The sequence below is a fragment of the Pantanalinema rosaneae CENA516 genome (assembly GCF_050753385.1).
Lineage (GTDB): Bacteria > Cyanobacteriota > Cyanobacteriia > Leptolyngbyales > Leptolyngbyaceae > Pantanalinema > Pantanalinema rosaneae.
Map to the genome: position 1 here is coordinate 171,847 of NZ_JBLZFZ010000003.1, position 23,409 is coordinate 195,255.

25 protein-coding genes are annotated in these 23,409 nt (G+C 49.9%); 11 read left to right on the forward strand and 14 right to left on the reverse strand.

The window, feature by feature from the left end:
• Window positions 1-14: 14 nt before the first annotated feature.
• The gene (locus ACN4EK_RS02930; protein ID WP_431655975.1) at window positions 15-869 is read right to left on the reverse strand and encodes a M56 family metallopeptidase; all 855 of its coding nucleotides are present in this window, start codon (window positions 867-869) and stop codon (window positions 15-17) included.
• Window positions 870-1,543: 674 nt separating this feature from the next.
• Between ACN4EK_RS02930 and ACN4EK_RS02935 the strand changes: the two genes are divergently transcribed.
• From ACN4EK_RS02935 to ACN4EK_RS02965, 7 genes are read left to right on the forward strand one after another with little or no spacing between them, the layout of a single operon-like run.
• Complete coding sequence (locus tag ACN4EK_RS02935) at window positions 1,544-2,041, forward strand: DUF2231 domain-containing protein (RefSeq protein WP_431655977.1); 498 nt, start codon at window positions 1,544-1,546, stop codon at window positions 2,039-2,041.
• Complete coding sequence (locus ACN4EK_RS02940) at window positions 2,041-2,646, forward strand: DUF2231 domain-containing protein (protein ID WP_431655979.1); 606 nt, start codon at window positions 2,041-2,043, stop codon at window positions 2,644-2,646. Before ACN4EK_RS02935 ends, ACN4EK_RS02940 begins: the two co-directional genes overlap by 1 nt.
• Window positions 2,647-2,654: 8 nt before the next feature.
• Window positions 2,655-3,569: a cytochrome c oxidase subunit II gene (locus tag ACN4EK_RS02945; protein WP_431655981.1), complete on the forward strand. Its 915-nt coding sequence runs from the start codon at window positions 2,655-2,657 to the stop codon at window positions 3,567-3,569.
• Window positions 3,566-5,248, forward strand: coding sequence for a cytochrome c oxidase subunit I (gene ctaD / locus ACN4EK_RS02950; protein ID WP_431655983.1), 1,683 nt, complete (start codon window positions 3,566-3,568; stop codon window positions 5,246-5,248). The genes ACN4EK_RS02945 and ctaD overlap by 4 nt, the downstream gene beginning before the upstream one ends.
• Window positions 5,235-5,870, forward strand: a complete 636-nt coding sequence (locus ACN4EK_RS02955) for a cytochrome c oxidase subunit 3 (RefSeq protein ID WP_431655984.1) — start codon at window positions 5,235-5,237, stop codon at window positions 5,868-5,870. The genes ctaD and ACN4EK_RS02955 overlap by 14 nt, the downstream gene beginning before the upstream one ends.
• Window positions 5,871-5,893: 23 nt before the next feature.
• Window positions 5,894-7,405, forward strand: coding sequence for a GMC oxidoreductase (locus tag ACN4EK_RS02960; protein ID WP_431655986.1), 1,512 nt, complete (start codon window positions 5,894-5,896; stop codon window positions 7,403-7,405).
• The gene (locus ACN4EK_RS02965) at window positions 7,406-8,164 is read left to right on the forward strand and encodes a Rossmann-like domain-containing protein (RefSeq protein WP_431655987.1); all 759 of its coding nucleotides are present in this window, start codon (window positions 7,406-7,408) and stop codon (window positions 8,162-8,164) included.
• A gap of 144 nt (window positions 8,165-8,308) precedes the next feature.
• Here ACN4EK_RS02965 and ftnA read toward each other — a convergent pair whose 3' ends face one another.
• The 7 genes from ftnA to ACN4EK_RS03000 form a co-directional block, all read right to left on the reverse strand.
• Entirely contained in the window at window positions 8,309-8,830 is a 522-nt protein-coding gene (gene ftnA, locus ACN4EK_RS02970) for a non-heme ferritin (RefSeq protein WP_431655989.1), read from the reverse strand.
• A gap of 25 nt (window positions 8,831-8,855) precedes the next feature.
• Window positions 8,856-9,080 (reverse strand): FeoC-like transcriptional regulator, encoded by a 225-nt coding sequence (locus tag ACN4EK_RS02975; RefSeq protein ID WP_431655991.1) that lies wholly within the window; start codon window positions 9,078-9,080, stop codon window positions 8,856-8,858.
• On the reverse strand, window positions 9,077-11,428 hold the full coding sequence (feoB, locus tag ACN4EK_RS02980) for a Fe(2+) transporter permease subunit FeoB (RefSeq protein ID WP_431655993.1): 2,352 nt from the start codon (window positions 11,426-11,428) through the stop codon (window positions 9,077-9,079). Before feoB ends, ACN4EK_RS02975 begins: the two co-directional genes overlap by 4 nt.
• Complete coding sequence (locus ACN4EK_RS02985; protein ID WP_431655994.1) at window positions 11,425-12,120, reverse strand: FeoA family protein; 696 nt, start codon at window positions 12,118-12,120, stop codon at window positions 11,425-11,427. Before ACN4EK_RS02985 ends, feoB begins: the two co-directional genes overlap by 4 nt.
• A 356-nt stretch (window positions 12,121-12,476) precedes the next feature.
• Window positions 12,477-13,097 (reverse strand): urease accessory protein UreG, encoded by a 621-nt coding sequence (ureG, locus tag ACN4EK_RS02990; protein ID WP_431655995.1) that lies wholly within the window; start codon window positions 13,095-13,097, stop codon window positions 12,477-12,479.
• Between the two features lie 15 nt (window positions 13,098-13,112).
• Complete coding sequence (locus tag ACN4EK_RS02995; RefSeq protein WP_431655996.1) at window positions 13,113-13,610, reverse strand: urease accessory protein UreE; 498 nt, start codon at window positions 13,608-13,610, stop codon at window positions 13,113-13,115.
• Window positions 13,611-13,756: 146 nt separating this feature from the next.
• Entirely contained in the window at window positions 13,757-14,800 is a 1,044-nt protein-coding gene (locus ACN4EK_RS03000; RefSeq protein WP_431655997.1) for a 1,9-bis(guanidino)-5-aza-nonane synthase, read from the reverse strand.
• 762 nt (window positions 14,801-15,562) lie between these two features.
• Between ACN4EK_RS03000 and rocD the strand changes: the two genes are divergently transcribed.
• Window positions 15,563-16,807 (forward strand): ornithine--oxo-acid transaminase, encoded by a 1,245-nt coding sequence (rocD, locus tag ACN4EK_RS03005; RefSeq protein WP_431655998.1) that lies wholly within the window; start codon window positions 15,563-15,565, stop codon window positions 16,805-16,807.
• 11 nt (window positions 16,808-16,818) lie between these two features.
• Here rocD and ACN4EK_RS03010 read toward each other — a convergent pair whose 3' ends face one another.
• Window positions 16,819-17,124 (reverse strand): hypothetical protein, encoded by a 306-nt coding sequence (locus ACN4EK_RS03010; RefSeq protein WP_431655999.1) that lies wholly within the window; start codon window positions 17,122-17,124, stop codon window positions 16,819-16,821.
• 38 nt (window positions 17,125-17,162) lie between these two features.
• Window positions 17,163-17,417, reverse strand: coding sequence for a hypothetical protein (locus ACN4EK_RS03015; protein ID WP_431656000.1), 255 nt, complete (start codon window positions 17,415-17,417; stop codon window positions 17,163-17,165).
• A 187-nt stretch (window positions 17,418-17,604) separates the two neighbouring features.
• Here ACN4EK_RS03015 and ACN4EK_RS03020 point away from each other — a divergent pair, with 187 nt between their 5' ends.
• Window positions 17,605-17,754, forward strand: coding sequence for a metallothionein (locus tag ACN4EK_RS03020; RefSeq protein ID WP_431656006.1), 150 nt, complete (start codon window positions 17,605-17,607; stop codon window positions 17,752-17,754).
• 22 nt (window positions 17,755-17,776) lie between these two features.
• A complete protein-coding gene (locus ACN4EK_RS03025; RefSeq protein ID WP_431656001.1) occupies window positions 17,777-18,184 on the forward strand; it encodes an ArsR/SmtB family transcription factor in 408 nt (135 codons plus the stop codon).
• An 8-nt stretch (window positions 18,185-18,192) separates the two neighbouring features.
• On the opposite strand, the gene ACN4EK_RS03030 is transcribed toward ACN4EK_RS03025, so the two are convergent.
• Both ACN4EK_RS03030 and ACN4EK_RS03035 read right to left on the reverse strand, forming a co-directional pair.
• The gene (locus ACN4EK_RS03030) at window positions 18,193-19,266 is read right to left on the reverse strand and encodes a WD40 repeat domain-containing protein (RefSeq protein ID WP_431656002.1); all 1,074 of its coding nucleotides are present in this window, start codon (window positions 19,264-19,266) and stop codon (window positions 18,193-18,195) included.
• Window positions 19,263-20,234, reverse strand: a complete 972-nt coding sequence (locus ACN4EK_RS03035) for a CobW family GTP-binding protein (protein WP_431656003.1) — start codon at window positions 20,232-20,234, stop codon at window positions 19,263-19,265. The genes ACN4EK_RS03030 and ACN4EK_RS03035 overlap by 4 nt, the downstream gene beginning before the upstream one ends.
• A gap of 178 nt (window positions 20,235-20,412) precedes the next feature.
• On the opposite strand from ACN4EK_RS03035, the gene ACN4EK_RS03040 reads away from it, so the two are divergent.
• Entirely contained in the window at window positions 20,413-20,661 is a 249-nt protein-coding gene (locus ACN4EK_RS03040) for a hypothetical protein (RefSeq protein WP_431656004.1), read from the forward strand.
• Between the two features lie 19 nt (window positions 20,662-20,680).
• Here ACN4EK_RS03040 and ACN4EK_RS03045 read toward each other — a convergent pair whose 3' ends face one another.
• Window positions 20,681-21,577 (reverse strand): alpha/beta fold hydrolase, encoded by an 897-nt coding sequence (locus ACN4EK_RS03045; RefSeq protein WP_431656005.1) that lies wholly within the window; start codon window positions 21,575-21,577, stop codon window positions 20,681-20,683.
• A 160-nt stretch (window positions 21,578-21,737) separates the two neighbouring features.
• Window positions 21,738-23,405 (reverse strand): nucleoside recognition domain-containing protein, encoded by a 1,668-nt coding sequence (locus ACN4EK_RS03050; RefSeq protein ID WP_431656007.1) that lies wholly within the window; start codon window positions 23,403-23,405, stop codon window positions 21,738-21,740.
• Window positions 23,406-23,409: the final 4 nt, after the last annotated feature.

The following is a 23,409-nucleotide window of genomic DNA, read 5'->3' on the forward strand; positions in this document are numbered from 1 at the left end:
AAAGATAGGTCTCACTAAAAAGCTGCATAGAAATGACAAACAATTGCAAGGAACGGAATTAGCATCGGCAACAGTGCGCCCCATAGTTTCCAGCTAGACAGATTTATCGAGGTGGGTTCGCTGAGGAGTGCTTCAATTCTTTGAACCAAACGACCTTGAGAGGAAGCCTGATTAAACGCAATATAGCCATCTTCAGGCAATAGAGGTGTATTTTGAGCCACCAAAACTAATGCTTCCGCCAGCAAGAGAGGATTGGTTTGCAGCGCAGCGTATTGATCGGCTCGCAATTCTCGTAACAACAGAAGCTCTTGCCAGATTGCTTCTGTTTCAGGTAGCCAACTTGTTGTTCGACGCACCCACCCTAGCCAGAAGAACCAGAATGTATCTCGGTAGTGAGAGTGTGCTTGTTCGTGGGCGAGAACCGCTTCAAGATGGCACGGTTCTAGAACAGTGAATAATCCTGTGCTAACCACCAGTAGCGGTCGCCAGAACCCGATTTGAGCACTGTAGGGCATAGAAAAATTAACAATCCGAGCGGTTGCAGTATACAGATTCATTTCAGGATAGAGATTCACCTGTTGAAGCATCCGTTTTCCACGCTGCATCAGATGCAACCAAAGCAGTAATGCCCATCCCAAAAAGACAACACAAACCGCGCAGCTCAACTTTTTGTCCCATGACCAGATCACAGAATAACTCAACATCTGCAAAGGAATCGAGATCGCAGTTGTCAAGAGTAGCAATGGAGGTAAAAGAAATTGCCTCAAGGCAGAGTACCAGCGATCGCCCCATTGCCCGTTTGACTCAATCCAAGTCATCCGCAGGAGCCAAGCCGATCCAACCGTGATCAGGAGTATCAATAGAGCCATGGCAATCTTTCTGCGAGTCAGCAAGGTTGCTTGCCGCTTGAGAGGGGTGAAACCTAGAGCTAAATCAAATACTAAACAGCAAAACTATCTCAGTCATATTGAAGAAATTGACTTTCAATCAATTATGACTCTCAGTTCAATAACTGAAATGATTTTGACTTGAAGCTGTTATCTTAAATGCTTGCTCTGAGATGTCAAACAAACAGCTTTAACTTCTATGCAACTTTTAATTTAGACTCAAAATTAATCAAAGATTTATAGGGATGTCAAAAGACAATCTGTCTTACATAAGTTTGACAGATTGTCATACTTTCAAACATGAGATCGAGTCTTAAAAGAATCCTAAGAACCCATCTAGAAAGGGGGTTTACTGAGTAAGCTGCGGAAGAGTCAAACTACTTTAGACTATTTCAATCGCAGTCTAAAGTGACGATTGGCTCCCTCCAAAACAATGGAGTTCTTGTCGATTTTTAGTTTGACTAACCAAGAGGATAAGAGATAGGGGGCTGTAGCGAATATGGAAAATGTTGCAGGTGAGCAGGTTTTTACGATTCTAGTCCTTACCACGCTAGACTTTGTAATTTTTATTGAGTTGCTTTCAATGATACAGACTGATCTTTGTTTCGCGTTTTAGCTTTATCCTCAGTAGCGTTTTGCCGCTCTTCATTTTAACTATGCTGGAGTATCTTCCCCCACTTAATGATCACAACCTGCCTTATCCCGATACGATGCATCCGATCGTCGTGCATTTCGTGATTGCAATGGTGTTATTCGCGGTGTTCTGCGATGTTCTGGGCTATTTCACCCGCAACATCCGTTTTTACGAGGTGAGTTGGTGGAACTTATTTTTTGCAACCATCTCGATCTTTATTGCGATCATCTTTGGGCAAATTGAGGCAGGATTAGCAGAACCTTACGCCGCCGCCGAGTCAACCCTGAATTTGCATACGCTGTTGGGCTGGTCACTCTCTGGCATCATTGCCGCGATCACAGCATGGCGGTATGTCTTACGCTCTCGCAATCCGAAGGAGTTACCCATCCCATTTTTAGGGGTGGGCATTGTATTAGTAGGGATAGTTTGTGTTCAGGTTTATTTGGGGGATCTTCTGGTCTGGGTTTACGGACTGCATACAGTGCCAGTGGTGGAAGCAATGAAGCAGGGGGTGCTGTAGTGAGCCTGGATTTAATTGATCAACTCAGGGATCAATTAGGTGCCAATGGATTGCCCTATCCCATCCCGATTCATCCGAATCTGGTGCATTTGACTTTGGGTTTGTTTATTATGGCGATCGCCTTTGATATCGTCGGTGTTTTGTTTCCTCTAGAAAAACCCGTCTTTAAGTTTCTGGCCATTCCAACCACGCGATCTAACTTCTTTGACGTGGGTTGGTACAACATCGTCGCGGCTGCCACCGTTACTTTCTTTACCGTCGCCGCTGGTTTCTATGAAATCTTGCTGGCAACCCCTCCTGTGGATGTTACGAGTGCCTGGGGATTGCAGGCCATGGAAACGCTGCTCTGGCATGGAGTGGGCGGGGTGGTGCTGTTGCTATTGATTGTAGCAATGACTGTTTGGCGTGGATTTCAGCGGTTTATCTGGCGCAAAGACCAGGCACAGCAGGTGCAGTGGAGCTATCTCCTGGTGGGCTTGGGGATCTTTGTCTTGATGTTTGCCCACGGGACGCTGGGCGCACAGATGGCAGCGGAATTTGGTGTGCATATCACCGCCGATCGCCTGTTGCGAATCGGTGAGAATCCGAATTTGCTGTTGAAATGATGGGACGCATGAACATTCGCACAATTTTAACCTTAGGAGTCGTGGCAATTGCCCTTGCTCTCATCAGTTTATGGATGGGGCAGCAAGCGTATTCCTGGTTTCCCCCCCAAGCGTCCGCAGAAGCGGTGCTGGTGGATCAGTTGTTTAGCTTTCTGGTGACGCTGGGAACCTTTATTTTTCTGGGCGTGGTTGGGACGCTGACCTATGCCGTTCTGTTCCAACAGGCAGGTAAGTATGACTTTAGCGATGGCCCCCCTATTGAGGGCAATGTGCCCCTGGAAATCGTCTGGACAGCTATTCCTTTTGTCCTGGTGATCTGGATTGCGGGCTACAGCTATCAGATCTATGACCAGATGTCGATTCTGGGTCCGATGGAGCATGTGCACATGGGCATGGCAACAGCGGAAGCAGCCCCACTTGAGGAATCTCCCGATCAACCGTCGGTAGAACTCATTGACGTTTACGCACGGCAATGGGCATGGGAGTTCCATTATCCTCAACCCGCCATCACCAGTACCGAACTGCATTTACCCAATCGTCAGCGGATCAAACTGGCACTGCATTCTGAAGATGTGCTGCATGGCTTTTTTGTGCCCGCCTTCCGTGTTAAGCAAGACATCATCCCTGGACAGGTGATTGAGTTTGAATTTACTCCGATTCGGGAGGGACGCTATCGCCTGCGAGATTCCCAGTACAGTGGCACCTATTTTGCCGCGATGCAAACCGATGTAGTGGTGGAGTCGCCGGAAGCATATCAGCAGTGGCTGGTAGCAGTGGCAACCCAACCTCCCGTTGCCGCTTATAACCGCGCCTTTGATGAATATCAGCGGGCCCACAATCCCATCAGTACAGGCTGGAAGATTGTCGAGCCTGTGCCTCCCCCGATCGTTAACTCTCCCAGTTTTCCAACGAGTACCCCATGACAAATCTTTCGGTTGATGCGATCGCCCAGATTGAACAACCGCTCCCCGGTGCGCCAAACAACTGGAAGCGGTTCTTTAGTTTCAGTACCGATCACAAAGTGATTGGGATTCAATACCTGGTTACGTCCTTCTTCTTCTTCTTAGTGGGTGGCATCTTTGCCATGATCATTCGGGGGGAACTGATTACCCCAGAAGCCGATCTACTCGATCGCGCCGTGTACAACGCCATGTTCACGATGCACGGTACGGTGATGCTATTTCTGTGGACATTCCCCTCCCTGGTGGGGCTATCCAACTATCTGGTGCCCCTGATGATTGGAGCAAAGGATATGGCCTTTCCCCGCCTGAATGCGGCGGCATTCTGGATGGTGCCTGTGTTCGGGGTGATTTTGATGGCAAGTTTTCTGATTCCTGGCGGACCCTCCCAATCGGGTTGGTGGGCGTATCCTCCGGTAAGTCTCCAGAATCCCACGGGAAATCTGATCAACGGGCAGGTGCTGTGGATTCTGGCAGTCGCCATTTCTGGCGTATCGTCCATCATGGGAGCCGTGAACTTTGTCACGACAATCGTGCGAATGCGGGCACCGGGCATGACCTGGTTTCGCATGCCTGTGTTTGTCTGGACGATTTTTGCGGCGCAGATCATTCAACTATTTGGCTTGCCTGCTCTGACCGCCGGAGCTGTTATGCTGCTGTTTGATCTGACCATTGGCACCAGCTTTTTTGATCCCGCTAAGGGTGGTGATCCGGTGTTGTTTCAACACTTCTTCTGGTTCTATTCCCACCCCGCTGTGTATGTCATCATCCTGCCGATTTTTGGCATTTTCTCAGAAATTTTCCCGGTCTACGCCCGCAAACCGCTGTTTGGCTACAAGGTCGTTGCCATTTCGTCTCTGATCATCACGGGGTTAAGCGGCATTGTCTGGGTGCATCACATGTTTGCCAGCGGGACTCCGGGCTGGATGCGGATGGTGTTTATGGCAACGACGATGCTGATTTCCGTACCTACGGGCATCAAGGTATTTGCCTGGGTTGCCACGATTTGGGGCGGTAAGCTGCGTCTGAATACGCCCATGTTATTTGCTCTGGGCGGGCTGGTGATGTTTGTCTTTGCAGGGGTGACAGGCATCATGCTGGCATCAGTTCCCTTTGACATTCACGTTAACAACACCTATTTTGTCGTCGGTCACTTCCACTATGTGATTTACGGTGCGGTGGTGATGGGAATGTATGCGGCGCTGTATCACTGGTTTCCCAAAATGACGGGACGCATGTATTCGGAAGGGTTGGGCAAGTTGCACTTTGTGTTGACCTTTATTGGCACGAATCTCAACTTCTTCCCCATGCATCCCCTGGGCTTGCAGGGAATGCCCCGCCGGGTTGCCTCCTATGACCCGGAATTCGCCTTCTGGAATGTAGTTGCCAGTTTAGGGGCGTTCCTGTTGGGGATGTCCACCTTGCCCTTTATTCTGAACATGATTGGCTCCTGGGTGCAGGGTGAAGCGGCTCCTAAAAATCCCTGGCGGGCGATCGGGCTGGAATGGTTGGTCTCCTCACCACCCACGGTTGAAAACTATGAGGAGTTGCCGATCGTGATCGCAGAACCCTATGGCTACGGGAAGACTGAACCCCTGGTTGCCAATCCGGATCGGTTGGAGGTTGCCCATGAATCCCACTGAAGTCGATTCTTCTTTAAACGCAAAGGCTCCCACGGCTCCCACGACCGATCTACACGTCAGTGCCGAACACCATCACGACGAAGCGGGCAACAGCATGTTTGGCTTCATCGCGTTTCTGCTGTCGGAAAGTGTGATTTTCCTCAGCTTTTTTACTGGCTATATTGTCTACAAAACCAGTGCTCTGGACTGGTTGCCTCTCGGTGTGACAGGACTGGAAACCCGCGAACCCGCAATTAATACGGTGGTATTAGTTTCCAGTAGTTTTGTCATCTACGTTGCCGAACGGTTCCTGCATGTCAAAAATCTCTGGGGATTCCGGTTTTTCTGGCTGTTAACGATGGCAATGGGCAGCTATTTCCTCTATGGACAGGCGGTGGAATGGCGCAGTCTGTCGTTTGGCTTTACCGATGGCGTATTTGGTGGCACCTTTTACCTGCTCACCGGATTTCACGGGCTGCATGTGCTGACGGGGATTTTATTGCAGACGATCATGCTGGTGAGATCGTTCATCCCCGGTAATTACGATCACGGTGAATTTGGGGTAGCGGCAACATCCCTGTTTTGGCACTTCGTCGATGTCATCTGGATTATTTTGTTTGTGCTGATCTATGTCTGGCAGTAGTGGTTTGGCAGTGAGGGGATCTTATGATTATCGATGACAAAATTTATGATCTGATTATTGTTGGCACGGGTGCGGTAGGTGGTACACTGGCTGCAAAACTGGCTCCCACCGGCAAGAAAATTTTGGTTCTGGAACGGGGTGATTTCATGCCCTTAGAAGAACAGAATCGCAGTAATGTGGATATCTTCAAGCGCGAACGCTACCACGCTCCTGAACAATGGTATGACAGAGATGGGGAGCCGTTTTCACCACAGATGAATTATGCGATCGGCGGTAATACCAAAATCTATGGTGCCGTGCTGACGCGATTTCGCGAACAGGATTTTGAGACAGCAAACCATCAGTCGGGCGTTTCTCCGGAGTGGGGAATCAAGTACGCAGACTTTGAACCCTATTACACAGCAGCCGAGCAGCTTTACCAGGTGCATGGTCAGGTAGGTGCTGACTTCACCGAGCCACCCCACAGCCGGGACTATCCCTTCCCTGCCGTCTCCCATGATCCGCAGATTGAGTCCATTGTAGAAGGGCTAACCCAGCAAGGTTTACACCCTGCTCCACTGCCCCTGGGCTTAACGCGGCAAACGGATGATCCCACCAATGATTCTGAAGTGAGTGGCATTGTCCCTGCGTTGAAGCATCCGAATGTGAATCTGAAAACAGGGGCTAAGGTGGTTTGCCTGCATACCAATCCATCAGGGCAAGCCGTGAAGGGTGTAGAAGCCGAAATCGCTGGACAATCCTATTTGTTTCTGGCGGATCTGGTGGTGCTATCCTGTGGAGCAGTTAACTCGGCGGCTCTGCTCCTGCGATCGAGCAGCGATCGCCACCCCAATGGGTTAGCCAATAGTTCCGGTCTGGTCGGTCGCAATCTGATGAAAAGCTTGATGACGGTTGTGGTGCAACTGAGTACCAAACCTAATTCTGGTGCGTTTCCCAAAACCGTTTGCATCAATGATTTTTATGGGGGCGATCGCGATTTCCCGTATCCAATGGGACACATTCAAAACGCAGGTGGTTTACTCACCGATATCATCTTTGCAGAAGCCCCGCCGATGTTTTCGGTTCTAGCAAAATTCATGCCCGGTTTTGGACTGAAGCAATTAGCCACCCACTCGATCAGCTGGTGGGCACAAACGGAAGATTTACCCAATCCAGATAATCGAGTTCGGGTCAAAGGGGAGAAACTGTCTATCGACTACACTCCCAACAACGTGGAAGCCCACGATCGCCTGATTTACCGCTGGACTGATAGCCTCAAAACGATTGAAAAAGAACTGGATGGATTTCAGCGGGGTGTGATGCATCCGCGCGGTGAAATTCCGATTCAGGTGATGGCAAATCAATGTGGCACCTGTCGGTTTGGTGAAGATCCCACGACATCTGTATTAGACCTGAATTGTCGCACTCATGATATCGATAATCTCTATGTCGTTGATAGCAGTTTTTTCCCATCTAACGCCAGCGTCAGCCCTGCTCTGACCATTATCGCTAATGCGTTGCGAGTGGTGGATCATTTGATTGAACGATTGCACTAAATGAAGATTCACCCCCGTGAAATTTATGATTTGCTGTTAGAGTCAAGCTGTAGTGATACGGCAGTGCAAGAAATTATCATTGGACTGACCTGGACGTTTTGCCGAACGGAAGGAATTGGCTTATGCATGAGTCCCGGTCAGCCGACTCGCACCTTACCCTGGTCGGGAACGCTGGTGGGAATGGCGATCGCAGATCTGGCTCCCTGGCTACGCTCCTGGGATAGCTACCAAGCAGCGATCGGTATGGCTGTGATCAATTCGGTGATCAACCAGATATCACCCTTACTCTCCCAGGCACAACCCCTTTCTCCACAAGGTTCTGCCAATCTAGCCGTGTTTGAGCATTTTCTCCCGCTGATTCGAGGGAAACGAGTGGTGATTATTGGGCGGTATCCCGGACTCTCCCAGTACGAACAAGCAGCAGACCTGACCATATTGGAGCGTCAACCCACGGCTCAGGATTTGCCGGATACCGCCTGTGAGTACCTGTTGCCCGATGCCGATTGGGTCTTCCTCACCGCAACCTCCATCGCCAATAAGACGTTTCCCCGCCTAGTTGAACTCGCTCAATCAGCAGAGTTGGTATTGATGGAGCCCACCGTTCCCTGGTTGCCTGAGTTAGTGGATATGGGGATTGATTATCTGGCCGGAGTTGCAGTCACCGATCCAACGGCTCTACGGCAAACGATCGCCGAGGGCGGGGGAACCCGAATTTTTGATCAGGGGGTGCAATATCGCATCTTGAAACTGTCTGAGTGAGGCAACAGGGGGATCATCCTCGCCCCAACTAAATGGCTAAGCGGTGGATGCGATACGCTTAGGATCGTGGATTAAATAAAATCCCAGAGATTAGACGGTGGATGAGTAGATGAGTGGATGGGATGCCATTTTCTGGCGAGTCCCTTATGCCATAGCTGTTGTTTCCTTGCTTTTGATGGCAGCCAGTGCGGCAACTTCGCGATCAATAAAGAACAAGCCCTGGCCGTCTGTGCCAATCAACTTAATCTTGTCGAGAATACTCTTAAACAAGAACTCTTCCTGGTGTTGTTCTGCCACATACCATTGCAGAAATTGCAGAGTGGAATAGTCCGGTTCTGTATTTGCCAGATGGACGAGATCGTTGATTTTCCCGGTAATAGATTGTTCATGGATGTAAATCTTTTCAAACATTTCCTGCAAGGAATTAAACGCTTTCGGCGGTGCGTCCATGCCGCCGATAATGGCGAGTGCCCCCGTTTCTTGCAGGTAGCTGATCAGCCGTCGCATGTGCATCATTTCTTCATCAGCGTGTTGACTGAGGAAGGTGGCGCATCCATCCAGAGCTTTGTAGGCACACCAGGAACTCATTTGCAAATAAAGGTGAGACGAAAACATTTCCAGGTTGATTTGTTCGTTCAACCGATCGATCATCGCTGTTGATAGCATTATTCAATTACTCCTCTATCAAAAATCAAGAATTAGAATAGATCCACTCATACAGTTCCAAACTCTCTGGGGCACAGCTATGACAGCCACCACACTGTTTGCCTGCCAGTTTACGTACACGCCCTTTGCGAATCAGCAAATTCAGCATTTCTCGCAGGGCATCGGCATCGGTTTGAAACTGACGGGCAAGTTCTTCCAGAGACGTTTGGGGATGGGTGCGGAGGTAGGTTTGGAGTTGTTGCAGAATCATTGATTGACCAACACGCTTTGACGATTTGAACTCTGGGGTGGAATGCGACGGCGATCGCTAAACCATTTCAATCCCAGCAGCACTGCGACCATGAATAGAGCCAGACCCACCAACCAGGCAATCGTGCTGCCGGGATGCTGGTTAAACGTCATGAACTGGTAGTAGAAAGTGGCAACCCAATAGGCCAACCCAGTCGTCCAGGCTCCCACAAAGGCTGTCCAACCCAGGTTGGTTTCGCGGTAGACGGCTGCTGTGGCGGAGACACAGGGGAAGTAGAGCAGCACAAAGAGCAGGAAAGCGATCGCCGCAGTCGTGCTACCAAATCGGGTCGCCATTTGTCCGAAAGTGGTGTAATGAACGTCCTGTGCTGCCGCCGCTGCCTGTTGATCGCCTGTATCGTTCAAAATGTTGAGTCCGATTGGGTCTAGCACCTGATTAGTCAAGTCTGCCAGGTTCTTGGGAATGCTGGCGAAGGCTTCCCCGATACCGCCCCAAAAATCGAACGGTTCTTCTTCGTTGCTGGTGCCGGATGCCTGTTCTGCCAGTTGGGTATAGAGGGAGTCCATTGTGCCGACCATGACTTCCTTGGCAAATACTCCGGTCATTAGCCCCACTGTCGCAGGCCAGTTTTCCGACTGAATTCCCATTGGGGTGAACACGGGGGTAATCGTGCGGCTGAAAGCACTCAGAATTGAATCCTGACTATTCTGTTTGCCAAAGGAACCGTCCATGCCAACGGAGTTAATTAAGCCTAAAATCAACACCATCACCACAATCATGCGTCCAGCTTTGGTAATGAACGCCTTGAGCCGATCCCAGGCACGAATCAGCACCCCCTTAACTGTAGGAATATGGTACGGGGGCAGTTCCATCACAAAGGGCGCGGCATCGCCCCGGAACAGGGTTTTCTTCATCACCAGTCCGGTAAAGACGGCTGCCAGAATACCCAGGATATAAAGCAGGAAAACGATATTTTGACCGTTGGTGGGGAAGAAAGCCGCGCAAAAAAGAGCATAGACAGGCAGACGGGCACCACACGACATAAACGGATTCATCAAGATCGTCATCAAGCGATCGCGCCGATTTTCCAGCGTCCGGGTTGCCATAATGCCCGGAATGTTGCAACCAAATCCCACCATCATCGGCACAAAGGATTTACCGGGAAGCCCGATAAACCGCATCAACCGATCCATGACAAATGCGGCCCGTGCCATGTAGCCTGAATCTTCCAGGACGGAGAGAAAGATAAACAACAGACCAATTTGAGGAATGAAGGTTGAAGTTGTTTTAATGCCACCACCCACACCAGCGGTTAGCAAGCCAATCAACCAACCCGGTGCATGGATTTGTTCTAACAAATGGGCAGGACCCTGCACCACGAGTGTATCCATGCCAATATCAAAGAAATCAATAAAGGCTCCTCCCACATTGATTGACACCATAAACATGAGGTACATCACCACCAAAAAGATGGGAATCCCCAGCCAGCGGTTTAGCACCAAGCGATCGATGCGATCGGACACTGTTTGTTTCACCAAATGAGTCCGTTCGGTAACGCCCTGAATCATGCGCCGAATCCAGGTATAGCGGCTATCTGCAATCAGTAAATCAGTATCTTCTCCCAGGGTCTGATGAATGCGGTGCCGATGCTCGGCAATCTGTCGCAGGGTATCTCGTCCCAGATCCGGCAAGTGGCGATCGTCATACTGCAACAGATTCAACGCAAACCAGCGAATATGAGCAGGATTGGCGATCGCTCGCGTTTGCAGCACTGGAATTAAATCAGCCAGTGCCTCCTCAATTACTGGAGGATAGGCCACATAGGTGCTGGGAATTGTGGAATGGATCAAAGCCTGATGAATCGCCTCTTTTAACTGCGGCACGCCTTTTCCGGTATGGGCAGAGAGGGGAACGACCGGACAGCCCAGACGTTCAGATAGTAGCCGGGAATCAATGCGAATTTCCCGTTTCTCCGCCAGATCCATCATGTTGAGGGCGATGATGATCGGCACGCCCATCTCCAGAATCTGAGTGGTGAGATAGAGATTCCGCTCCAGATTGGAGGCATCGACAATGTTGATGATGACATCTGCCTCATCAGACAGCAGATAATCTCGTGCCACCAGTTCATCCAGTCCGGTGGTGTTGTCTTCTGCATCCACCGAATACACACCGGGCAAATCCACTACCGTCACGGGCTGACCATGAGCGCGATAGCTGCCTTCTTTCCGTTCGACCGTCACACCGGGCCAGTTGCCCACACGCTGATTGGCTCCGGTTAGAGCATTAAACAGCATGGTTTTGCCACAGTTGGGATTGCCGACCAATCCAATCGTTGCTTGCGTCATGATGCTTCTCCGGTAATGGGTGTGACAATCAGGGCATCGGCTTCATCTTTTCGCAGACTCAGGTGAAAGTCACGCACTTCAATTTCCGTTGGGTCGCCCAGGGGGGCATGGCGCATTACCCTCAGTTCCGTACCGGGTGTTAACCCCATCGCCAGAAGCTTGCGTTTGTAGTCCCGCGCGGTGGGTTCGTAGCCGACAACTCGTAACACCGAGCCGATCGCCGCATCTCGCAGTTTGACGGGGAACCTATCAGGAGTGGTTTGCATCGGTTCTATCGTTGCTGCTGGACTTGCTTGAGGAATCTCTATGGGTTGGTCTGCATCAATCACTTGAATCCGTTCTGCCATCTCTGCGCCCAAGCCCAGGCGATGATCTTGCAGAGACACGATCACTGACCCCGTTGCCCTGCTGCTCATGACCTCCAGCACTGCACCAGGGATCAATCCCATCCCCATCAGGCGATTGTTGGATTCACCACAATTGAGCGACACAATCCGAACGCGATCGCCTACCTGCATCATAGACAGCGGAAAAACCCTGGCATTGCGGGAACTCTCTGCCACGTCTGGTGGCAAGCTTGTCTGACTCGACGGCTCAATCACTGCATCGCTGACATATACAAATTCCTGCCAACGGTCAGCTTGCCGATCAGCCGTCCGATGACTGACTAAATCATCACTATTCATAGACATTTTCTAGTTGAGATAACTTCTCAATAAAGTAGCAAGAGCTAGTTTAAAATTATTCTCAATAAGATCGAGTTAAGTTTTGTTAAAAGATATCCCTGCTGCCCGCCATTAGCCTAGTCAATGCACCTGTGAGATTGTGAAGATGCTATCTGAGCTTGTCAGATAGGCTGAGCCACCTACCAGGAATCAACTACTCCTGGTCTTACTCCCGTCATACCGATGAAAGCTGCGATTGCAGCCTTTATTCCTGTCCGCTGGTTATCGCAATAAATTCTCAGTAAGATCTGAGGCTGTACAACCCCTACACAACTCAGCTTCTAAAGTTGATAGGGTTCGTCTGAATTCCTCAATCTCGATCTCTAACTGGCTTGTTTATCGAGCAACAGCACTTCGCACTCAATCCAATCGATCACCTGGTCGAGTCCTTTACCTGTGCGTAAATTAGTAAACACAAATGGACGAGTTCCCCGCATTTGTTTGGAATCTCGTTCCATCACGCCCAAATCTGCTCCCACATAGGGTGCTAAATCAATTTTGTTGATGACTAAGAGCGGCGATTTGGTGATACCGGGGCCTCCTTTACGGGGAATTTTGTCGCCTTCTGCCACATCAATCACGTAGATATGGCTATCAACTAACTCTGGACTGAAGGTAGCCGCTAAATTGTCTCCACCACTTTCGAGAAACAGAATATCTAAATCAGGATGCAACAACAGCATTTCGTCAATCGCATATTGATTCATCGAAGTATCATCTCGAATCGCCGTATGGGGACAACCTCCGGTTTCCACACCCCGAATACGATCGCTGCTCAACGCGCCACTCCGCATTAAAAACTCAGCATCTTCTTTGGTAAAAATATCGTTGGTAATAGCAGCGATCGAATATTGCTGTCGCATCTGTTTACACAGTTGATCCAGTAATGCTGTTTTACCTGATCCTACAGGTCCACCAATACCAATTCGCACAGGTTTTCGCATCTTGCACCTCTTGAATTAGTGAACGTGGGCGTGAGTATGAGTATGACCGTGCGTATGACCGTGCGTATGAGAACTGGCTTGCGATCCATAGCGCTGCCCAATAAATGGGGTCATTCGCTGCTCAAAGGCAATTCCAATTCGCTCTAACAGTTCTGCAACCACTGGATCGGCAGGAGTCAAGATCGAGGTTTCCGTGAAGCGAACCGGACGATGTAAATTGCCCAATTGAAACCCTACCACTCCCCAGGTCAGTTTGTCAGTCGGGGAGAGAATGAACAGATCTTCCGGCGCAGCTTCCACCACAATTGCCACATCGCCATCGATCGCGAGCACATCGCCATCAAACAATTCTGCGGAACGGGGTAAGGAAATGCGGACGGTGCGATCGCCCACGGTGCACCCCACCCTATGGGGACTCAATCGCTCTTCTGAGGTGAGAATCAGCGCATCTGTTTGGCTAATTTGCGATCGTAGGGTTGAAAGCGTTCCAACGATCTCTGTCACAATATCCATTTCTTTCCTCCTTTCTCGACTCACCTCTCCACACTATTTCTACTCAATCCCAGCCATTTGTATTCGCCATAACGGTTCTTTTAGCAAGACGGTGAAGATCGACCAAACCGGAAACTCCACCGTCTTGCGGATTGATTCAGCGTTGACTAAACCGCAATCAGGTTTGCGTTGGGCTGACTGAATAACTGAGCGAATTGTCGCGCTGAGCGATCGCGCCAATTTCCCTTGCCGTAGGCATATCCAGCAATCAAGGGGAAAGCCACCGTCGCTTCCGAGTAAACCATCTGCTCAACGTTTTTATTCACTTTGCCCCAGGAATGGGCTTCGCGTAGCGTCGAACCAGACAATGCCCCATCTCGTTCGTCTGCCACCGTGACCTGAATCGTGTATTTGTGCATACTCACATCAAACCCCAGTAATTCTGCGGCAACGACGGTATCTTGAGCAAAGTTTTTCGGAACACCGCCGCCAATCATCACCAAGCCTGTGTATTGGCTTGCCAGTTTGCATTGGGTCAACTCCCGAAAGTCGCGCACCGAGTCGATCGTCAGGTGAGCATCGGGAGAATTCCATTGGTGATGGACTAACCCGAAGCCTGCGGAACAATCGCTAAACGCTGGCACAAAAATGGGGATCTGATGCTGATACGCTGCCAATACTACGGAAGGCGTATCGATACCCCGTTGCTCCAGGTAGCGTCCCATTTCCTGGATAAATTCTCGCGAGGAATAGGGGCGTTTTTCCAATGATTCAGCAATCTCGGCGATCGTCAGATCGCAAACCCGCAATTGATTTTCATCAATGTAGGTGTCATAGATGCGATCGATGCTATTTTGCCGCAGCAGTTCATCATCCGCCAGTGGATCACCCACATAGTGATGGAATCCCAATGCTTCAAAAAAATCTTGATCAACAATATTAGCTCCCGTCGAGACGATCGCATCCACCATGTTATGGCTGATTAGATCATGCACCACCTGTTTCAAGCCTGCACTAAACAGTGAACCTGCCAGACACAAAATAATGGCACAGTCTGGATCACGCAGCATTTCATCATAAATTTTGGCGGCTCGACCTAAATTTCGTGCCTGAAATGCCATTTGACTCATCGACTCAACCAAACCCACCACTTCCAACGTTTTGATATCGATGGGTTGAACAATTTCTTGCAACAAACTCTGCCGATTCATGGCTTTCTCCTGAACCTACGATAAATACAACACAACCTACGAATTGCTCAGCGAATAGATTACACGGACTGACTAATAAGCCAGCCCGCTCATACTGGGCGCTTCGCAGTGGTCGTACCAGGAAATAGCCGGATCAGATTGTCGTCGCTTGTCCAAGCGAATCTGGAGATCCCAAACCTCAGAAGCGAAAGTGGATGGATTCACCAATTTTGCTGTCGTACACCTCTTGAAAGGACAACCTTTCCACGATAACTAAACTGATGTTGGTTGCATATCCCCTCTAGCGGGATAACAACCCTCTCAACCTGGATTGCCGCATCACGAGACATTGAAAGTTTGTAGCTATCTTTACAGTTTTAGATGCGCTTTCCTTGTCTGCTAGTATCGTAGTGTTAATGAGTCAGGTGTTGTGCTGATGCACCAGCCACTACTGCTGGGGGATGATTCCCCTTCTAATTTTTATGCCCAGGTCGAATGGGCAACAGGTTTTACTCATAAGATTTAGTGCCAACATTGGATAAATGACAGTGCTGCGATCGCCACAGGTGCAGCCTTTTGGAATTGTCAAAAACCATCCAAAGCTACGCTTAATGTCGTCCTGATGCAGGGCTAGATCTAGCCTCCTCAGCCATTCTAAGTGGCTCAATTTTCTATCTGGATATCTCCCGTTTGTAGGTCGTCTGCAAGCGCATGATGTTGAGACTTGCTGTGTTAAGTCCTGGAACTAGAACACCAATCAAACTTTCGTCAAAGTTGAGAAAAATGATGCAAACTATCTCGCCTTCCTCCTCTAGCCATCCTAACTTCACGACTCAAGATTACATTGACCTGGAAACCACCTATGGTGCAGACAATTATCACCCGTTAGATGTGGTGATTACCAAAGGGCAGGGAGTCTGGGTTTGGGATATTGATGGGAATCAATACCTGGATTGCTTGAGCGCCTATTCTGCTTTAAATCAAGGTCATTGTCACCCGCGCATCCTCCAAGCACTGGTGGAACAAGCCGCTAAAGTTACCCTGACTTCTCGCGCCTTTCGCAATGATCAGTTGGGGCGATTCTACGAAAAGCTGTGTCAGATTTCAGGCTTACCCAAGGTGCTACCAATGAATTCGGGAGCAGAAGCGGTCGAAACTGCGATTAAAGCCATTCGTAAATGGGCTTACACCGTGAAAGGCGTACCTGCAAACCAGGCTGAGATTATTGTGTGCAGCAATAACTTTGCCGGACGCACGATCAGCATTGTCAGCTTTTCCACCGAGGAGCAGTATCAATCTGGGTTTGGCCCGTTTACATCGGGATTCAAAGTGGTGCCCTACGGCGATGTGGCAGCCCTGGAAGCCGCCATCACTCCTCATACAGCGGCTTTCTTTTTGGAACCGATTCAAGGGGAAGGCGGTATCATGATTCCCCCCGATGGCTATCTTCAACAAGCCGAACGCCTATGCCGCCAGAACAATGTGCTACTGGTGTTTGATGAAATTCAAACTGGATTGGGGCGCACGGGTAAAATGTTTGCCTTTGAACATGAAGGGGTGAAACCGGATGGCATTACCATTGGCAAAGCCCTATCCGGCGGGTTCTACCCAATTTCTGCTTTTGTCAGCACCCACGAAGTTATGGCTGTGTTTAATCCCGGCGATCATGGCAGCACGTTTGGGGGCAATCCACTGGCAGCGGCAGTTGGCATGGCAGCGCTGGATGTAATTGTAGAAGAACAATTGCCCGATCGCGCCGCCGAATTAGGAACGTACTTCATCATGCGATTGCGTGAAATTGCCAGTCCTCATATCCAAGAAGTGCGAGGCCGGGGATTGTTGATCGGAGTGGAACTAAAACCAGAAGCGGGTGGCGCGCGGCGATTTTGCAAAGCGTTGATGCAAGAAGGCATTCTGGCAAAAGAAACCCGCGAAGACATCATTCGATTTGCACCGCCACTGGTGATCACGCGATCGCAACTCGATTGGGCATTAGAGCGAATTGAGCGCGTGTTGATGGCAGATTAGTTAACGCAGTTTCAATAGTGACGTGGAGTATAGACCCATTGTTTTCCCTGGCGCTGTTGTACGATTCGAGTCTTACTGGAGCCGATCAAAATCACCGTTCGCATATCAGCCTCCTCGATCGCCAACTGCTCTAGCGATTTAACCGTTACCGTTTGTCCGGGTCTACCCAAATTACGGGCTAACGCGATCGGCGGTTGGGGCGATCGCCACTGTAATAACAATTTCTTCGCTTTTTCTAGCTGCCAGATGCGCTGTTTGGAGACGGGATTATAGAAGGCGATCGCACTAAATGCTTTAGCCGAGTCACTGATTACCAAGCCCAATTGCCACTGCTATCTAACAACCTAATCTCTGCTTAGAAAGCAGGAAGTTGCCCTTGTAGAAGTTCTTCAGCTTTGGTGCAGCGGGCACAGGAACATCCGGTTGGGATGCGGGGACGCTCAGAGGGCGATGCAACAGCGACAGAAATGGCGTGATGATCGACTGTAACCTCTACTGAGCCGGGTTGCAATAGGTTAGCAGGTGTACTGGCTTCAGCCGGACTGCTGACCAGCACCAGAGCAGCCAGGATGATAGGGCACGAAAAGAGGGTTAGTTTAGTTAAGTTCATTGTTTTTCTGCCAGTACTTAGCCACCCAATTTAGCCTTTGTTCATAAAATTGTCATCAAAAAGCACATGATATGGAGCGATTTCTCCCGATCGTAAAGATTTTTGGTAGTCCAACATCTGAATTACTGTTCATGTATTAAGATAAAGGAAGTTGTCTTGGAGAATTATTATGACTACCGTGACTCAAATGAAATGCGCTTGCCCGGATTGCCTGTGTATCGTGAATCTGAGCGATGCCGTAATGAAAGATGAAAAAGCCTATTGCGGTGAGGCTTGTGCCAATGGACACCCTCAAGGATCAGGTTGCGGTCATACAGGTTGTGGTTGCCATTCCTGAGTATCGCTAAACCCTTTCCAAAATGCCCAATCTGCCTGCTGAGCGTACTTCTGAAACTTCTGACGATGGGGAAGACCTTTGTTGTGATCTTCCTCATGATCGTTCTGTTGCCTCAACACAACCGTTGCAACAGGTGCCTTTGAGCAGTGAGAAAGCTCAAAGGATGGCAGAGTTTTTGGGCTTTCTGGCTGATCCCAATCGGCTACGAATTCTGTCTATTCTGGCGGAACAAGAGATGTGTGTAGGCGATCTGGCAGCGGCTGTGAGGATGAATGAATCAGCCGTGTCCCATCAGTTAAGAACCTTACGAACGATTCGCCTGGTGAGTTCTCGCAAGCAAGGGCGGCATGTGTTTTACCGCTTGCAAGATGATCACGTTTTCAGTTTCTATCAGGCTGTAGTTGAGCATTTAGATGAGTCTGATGGGTAAGGGACTTATTATCGTCTGCCAAATCCCTGCCCTCGGAGAGCCTGTGACCAGACCAGCAACTCGCCATCCAACCCACCTGCTGCCAGGTGATGTCCCTGGGGATGCCAGGTGAGGCAGGAGAAGCCATTGGATGCACCTGTAAGCGATTGAATCAGTCGGGTGCCCCGGTGCCAAAGGGCAACCCAACCATCCTCTGCTGCCGATGCCAACAGGAGTGAACCGGGTTGAAAGGCGATCGCCTGCACCACCCCTTGATGATTACCCAGAATCCGACTGGACCACCCAATGCGCTCATCACGATCGCGCTCCCAAACAACAATCGCTGCTCCACTACAGGATGCCAGCATCGGCACACCAATATTTGTGGGAACCTCAGACCATGCCAGTTGCCGCACTTTACCCGGAAAGCCCCGCATCAGCCACGGAGCCGGATTACCCCACTCCATCACGCTTAGAGTACTATCGAGATTGCCCTCAGCAATGAACTGGTTATCGGGTGACCAGGCGATCCCTACCGTTGCCGAGGGAATATCTAGCGCCTCCTCTTCTGCATCCCAATCGGTTGCATTCCAGACCCTTGCCCCTTGATAGCCTGCCAGAGCAAGATATTTACCATCTCTACGCCAATCAAGGTCCAGGACGGTTGAAGCCTCGAAGTTAAGCGTCGCCGCAACTTGCTGTGTATCAGCATCCCAAACCTGAACATACTTGCCCAGGCTAAAGGCAATCTCATGCTTTGTCGGATTCCAGCACAGACAATCGACCCAAACCGATTTGTTTTCTAACGTGGTGATAAGTTCTGGCGCACCCGATTGAAGCGACCAGATCTTGACCCGCCCATTTTGCCCTCCGATCGCCAAAAATTGCCCATCATGGGAAAACGCAAGGCAATCGACGGAGTACCCCGTTTCACTCTGGAGAAGAGTAGATTGGAAACCTGGCAAGCTGATTAACATCACCTCCCCAGCCGCCGAACAAGCCGCCAAGCAGCGACCATCGGGCGACCAGGAGATCGCCGTCACATAATCTGACAAACTGCCTCGCCAGGTTTGTTGAAATTCCAGTTGTGCTTTTGTTTTCATGCCAGACACGCCCGGAAGCCTTCTTTTAGCTGTGTTTCATCCAAATTGCGACCGATAAAGACCAGTTCATTCTTGCGGGTTTCGTTGGGCTTCCAGGGGCGATCGGCTCTACCATCAAACAGCATGTGAACCCCCTGAAACACAAATCGATTGTCTTCCCCCTCAATGTTGAGAATGCCCTTCATCCGAAAAATGTCTGGTCCCTGATTGCGTAACAGTTCACTCATCCAGGTATTCAGTCGCTCAAAGTTCAACGTACCAGATTCTGCGATCGCCACAGAACCGACCGTCTCATCATGTTCATGAGCATCCTCACCTAAGAAATTGGGGTCAATTTCCAGGGCACGACTCAGGTCAAAAGCACCGACTCCCAGGATGCTGTCCATTGCCACTTGAGCATCTCTGGTGCGGTAGATTTTTGCCATTGCATTCATCGAACGGATGCGCTGCTCCAATTCATCCAGTTCAGCGGGTGTAACCAAATCGGTTTTATTTAGCAAAATCACGTCGGCAAACGCAAGCTGTTCGATCGCTTCATCGGCATCCCAGTGCTGGTGAATGTGCTTGGCATCCACAACCGTGACCACGGCATCCAGGCTGGTTTGAGAGCGTACATCTTCGTCCATAAAGAAGGTCTGAATTACAGGAGCAGGATCTGCCAACCCAGTGGTTTCAATTACCAGATGATCAAACTTGTTGCGTCGCTTCATCAAGTTGCCAATGATGCGAATTAAGTCGCCTCGCACCGTACAGCAAATACAGCCATTATTCATCTCAAAGATTTCTTCATCGGCATCAATCACCAACTGATTGTCGATGCCGACCTCGCCAAACTCATTGATAATGACCGCGACCTTCTTGCCATGTTCATGAGTCAGGATGCGGTTGAGGAGCGTCGTCTTTCCTGCGCCTAAATAGCCTGTGAGGACGGTTACAGGGACAGAACTTGGAATATCGGCAGCTACCATCGGTTACGCCTCTTTGCTAAAGAACGATAATCATTCTCAAATTATAGATAAAAGCTGAGATTCAACAAGTGTTTTGGGTTGAGGCGGAATTCTGGCAGTTTTGGGTTGAGGAAACCGAACGTTAGCAGGTGAGGAGGTGTGCCAGAATATCCACAACTCATTAATGCGGTAATTTCCAATGCCACCGACACCATCCGACCCGCCAGCCAACAAGCTAACCGATGCAGCGATCCGATTTTTCTGGGGTGCTTTTATTGGCTGCTTCCTGGCTCTAATCCCACTCTCCTATGGGTGGTATTTTCTTTCGGATATTACGGCATCCCAGATCTATACCCTTGTTGCCTTGGGAGTAGCAGGAGGGATCGTAGGCTTATTTAGCAATCTTCAGCAAATGGGTCGTTTCTTCGACTCCATTCCCTGGTTTTAAGTTTGATGATGGGTACAAATTAAGCTCGTAGGAACGGTAATACGATCGCTGCTACTTCACTCGCATCTTCCTCATGCATACCCAATGTTCCCGACAGCCGAGCAGATTGGATGTTAGGCAATGTTGCTAAGGCTTCCATTTCAACCTTTGATTGAGGTGGTGATTGTTCGCCTATGACAACCAGGGTAGGGATGGTGAGGGATTGCCCCACTGTCAAAAACTCGTCTCGATTAGCCATCGGGTCTAGGGTTCCCGTCACAAAGGCGGCTGGGGCGAACCGTGCCCCCGGTTGCTGGGTAATCTGGTGCTTTGCTTCTATAAAGTCTGGGGTAAGCCGTGCTTCATTCACAAACACATGGCGACGATACATGAATTTGAGAAAACCGGGAGTTGTATTCAGCCCGTAGAGGAATTGCCCCAGACCGGGCGATTGCACCAGGTTCCGCACCCCATCCCGTACAGGTGTTGGCGCACCCATCGCGCATAATGGTCCCTTCCAGGTAGGAGCCACCAACGCCAGTTTTGAGAAAAGGTTTGGCTGTTGAGCAGCTTGCATCGCGTATCCAGCGGCATGTCCGGCAGCGACAACGGCGATCGGTTGATGAAAATGGGCGCAAACAAAATCCTGGAGGAGTTGGCGGTAGAGGGCTGGGCAATAGTTTAATGGGGGGCGATCGGATTGCCCAAATCCTAACCAGTCCATTGCAACGAGTTGAAAGTGGGTCGCTAACTGTTCGGCAATTCCCTGCATTTCGCCACGAGTGGAAACGGTGCTAAAGGCAGGCAGGAGCAGAACTGGAGTGCCGCTGCCGCGTGTTTCATAGGCAAGTGAATAGGTTTGATTTTGCCAGACCCATTCAAAGAATTGAGTCTCTCCACCAATTTGAGTGGCAGGATTGTAAATTGATGCAGTCATCACAACTTCTCCTCTGGATTCTGGACAAGAAACTATCACCTAAAACTGATAATAGTTCTCATTCTATGGGATGCCGCTTTACGGCAGAGCTAAATCTCTGAAAATCGCTCTAGCAAGGCATCGCTTGAGGCAAAATGACTCGTTGGAATTGAACTATGCTTCAAGTTGCCTGGATCAAATAACCGCCCCAAGCCAGAATTAAGGCGAACACAATCGCAGCGATCGCCTGCCTCACCACCAACCTCAGCGCAAACTTGAAGGACTGTTCACGAGCGATCGTCAGTGCCGTCACCAGACAGGGTAACAGCACTCCGGCTAGATAAACACCTGTGAGGATTTGCACCGGAGACAACAGGCTAACCGTATTAGGTTCAGCAAACAGCAGGAGTCCATCTTTACGAACTGATGCCAGAATCACAGGCAATGCAGCTTCCGATGGTAGGCGAAACAGCCCCATTGCTGGATTAATCAACCGACTCAAACGATTCAAAACACCCAGCCAGTCCAGGACAGAAGCAATTAACGTGATCACCAGAAAAATGGGAATGGCGTTGGTAAAGAACTGGCTCAGCGTTCCCTTTGTCTCACGCCAAATGGCTGACCACCGGGGAACGTCCAGAAACGTGCGATGCTCAATCATGAGACTGTTTTGGGGAGACCGAGCCGACTTGGGCGCAATCAGGCGGGTATAAATTAATGTTGTGACAGCCAGGTAGAGCAGGTAAGGAATCACCAGGTAGGGTAAGTTCGCTGCACTGAAAACTCCCAGGGTTGCACCCAATTGATAGGAGCAAGCAGAACCAAAGGCGATCGCTGAAATACAAGTTTTGCGAGAACAACTGGAGCAGGCGCGAGTGCTGATCACGGCTGGCACGTTGCAGCCAAACCCCATAATGACACGCACCAAATCTCGTCCTGATAAGCCGAAGGGACGTAATAACGGATGTAGAGTAACGGTGATTCGTTCGACTAAACCACTGGCTTTGTAAGCACCCAGGAATAGAGCATAAAGAATGACCGTTGGCACTGCCCAGACAAACAGCAATGGTCCCATTGTGACCAAGCCATAGCGCCCAATCAAAATTTCCCTGGGTAGGGACGGTAAGCCAGAGAGGGCTTCTACCATTGGGTTGACCAATCCCTGTACGAGTGGATCAACGATCGCCGCAAAGGTATTGGCAAACCAGACCGCAAGAACGGTGGGTATGAGCAGCAGGGCGATCGCCAACAGCCAACCCAAACGGGGATGCTCCAGCAACGTTGGACGCGGTTCGATGCGCCATCCAGCCGGAATGAGATGCCATTGACTGGGAAAGACCGATGACTCCTGTATTGCCGCTAAGATTTCCTGTCGTTGCGTGGCAGTCAGATGCCTTGCATCCACTGGGATAAACGCCAGATTGGAAGCTTGTTCCCAGCGCTGAACTATCTGCTGTGTAAACGTTGATGGCAATACCTTATCCCAAAACGTGATGACAACAATTCCCTGCTTACCCGCGACTAAAGGTAATAGATCGGTTAAATCCTCATCCACATGGGTCGCCTTGACCACCAGCAACACCGTGTCATGGGTCTGCAATCGTTCTAGCGCGACTCGCGTCGTGGCAGTGTCGGAACGATATAAAATGCCAGGAGTATCGACAAAAGTAGCGCCATCTCCGGCATAGGTTTCACAGGTGACTGTAGAGCCACGAAAATTGCTGCTGTAGGGTGTGCGATGGGTCAGTGAGGCAATCAGTTGAGATTTTCCAGTACTTTCTTTGCCAATTAAACCAATTGTGCGTTGAGTGGAAGCGGTGGAGGGGGACATGGGCTGTCTCTTATACACATCT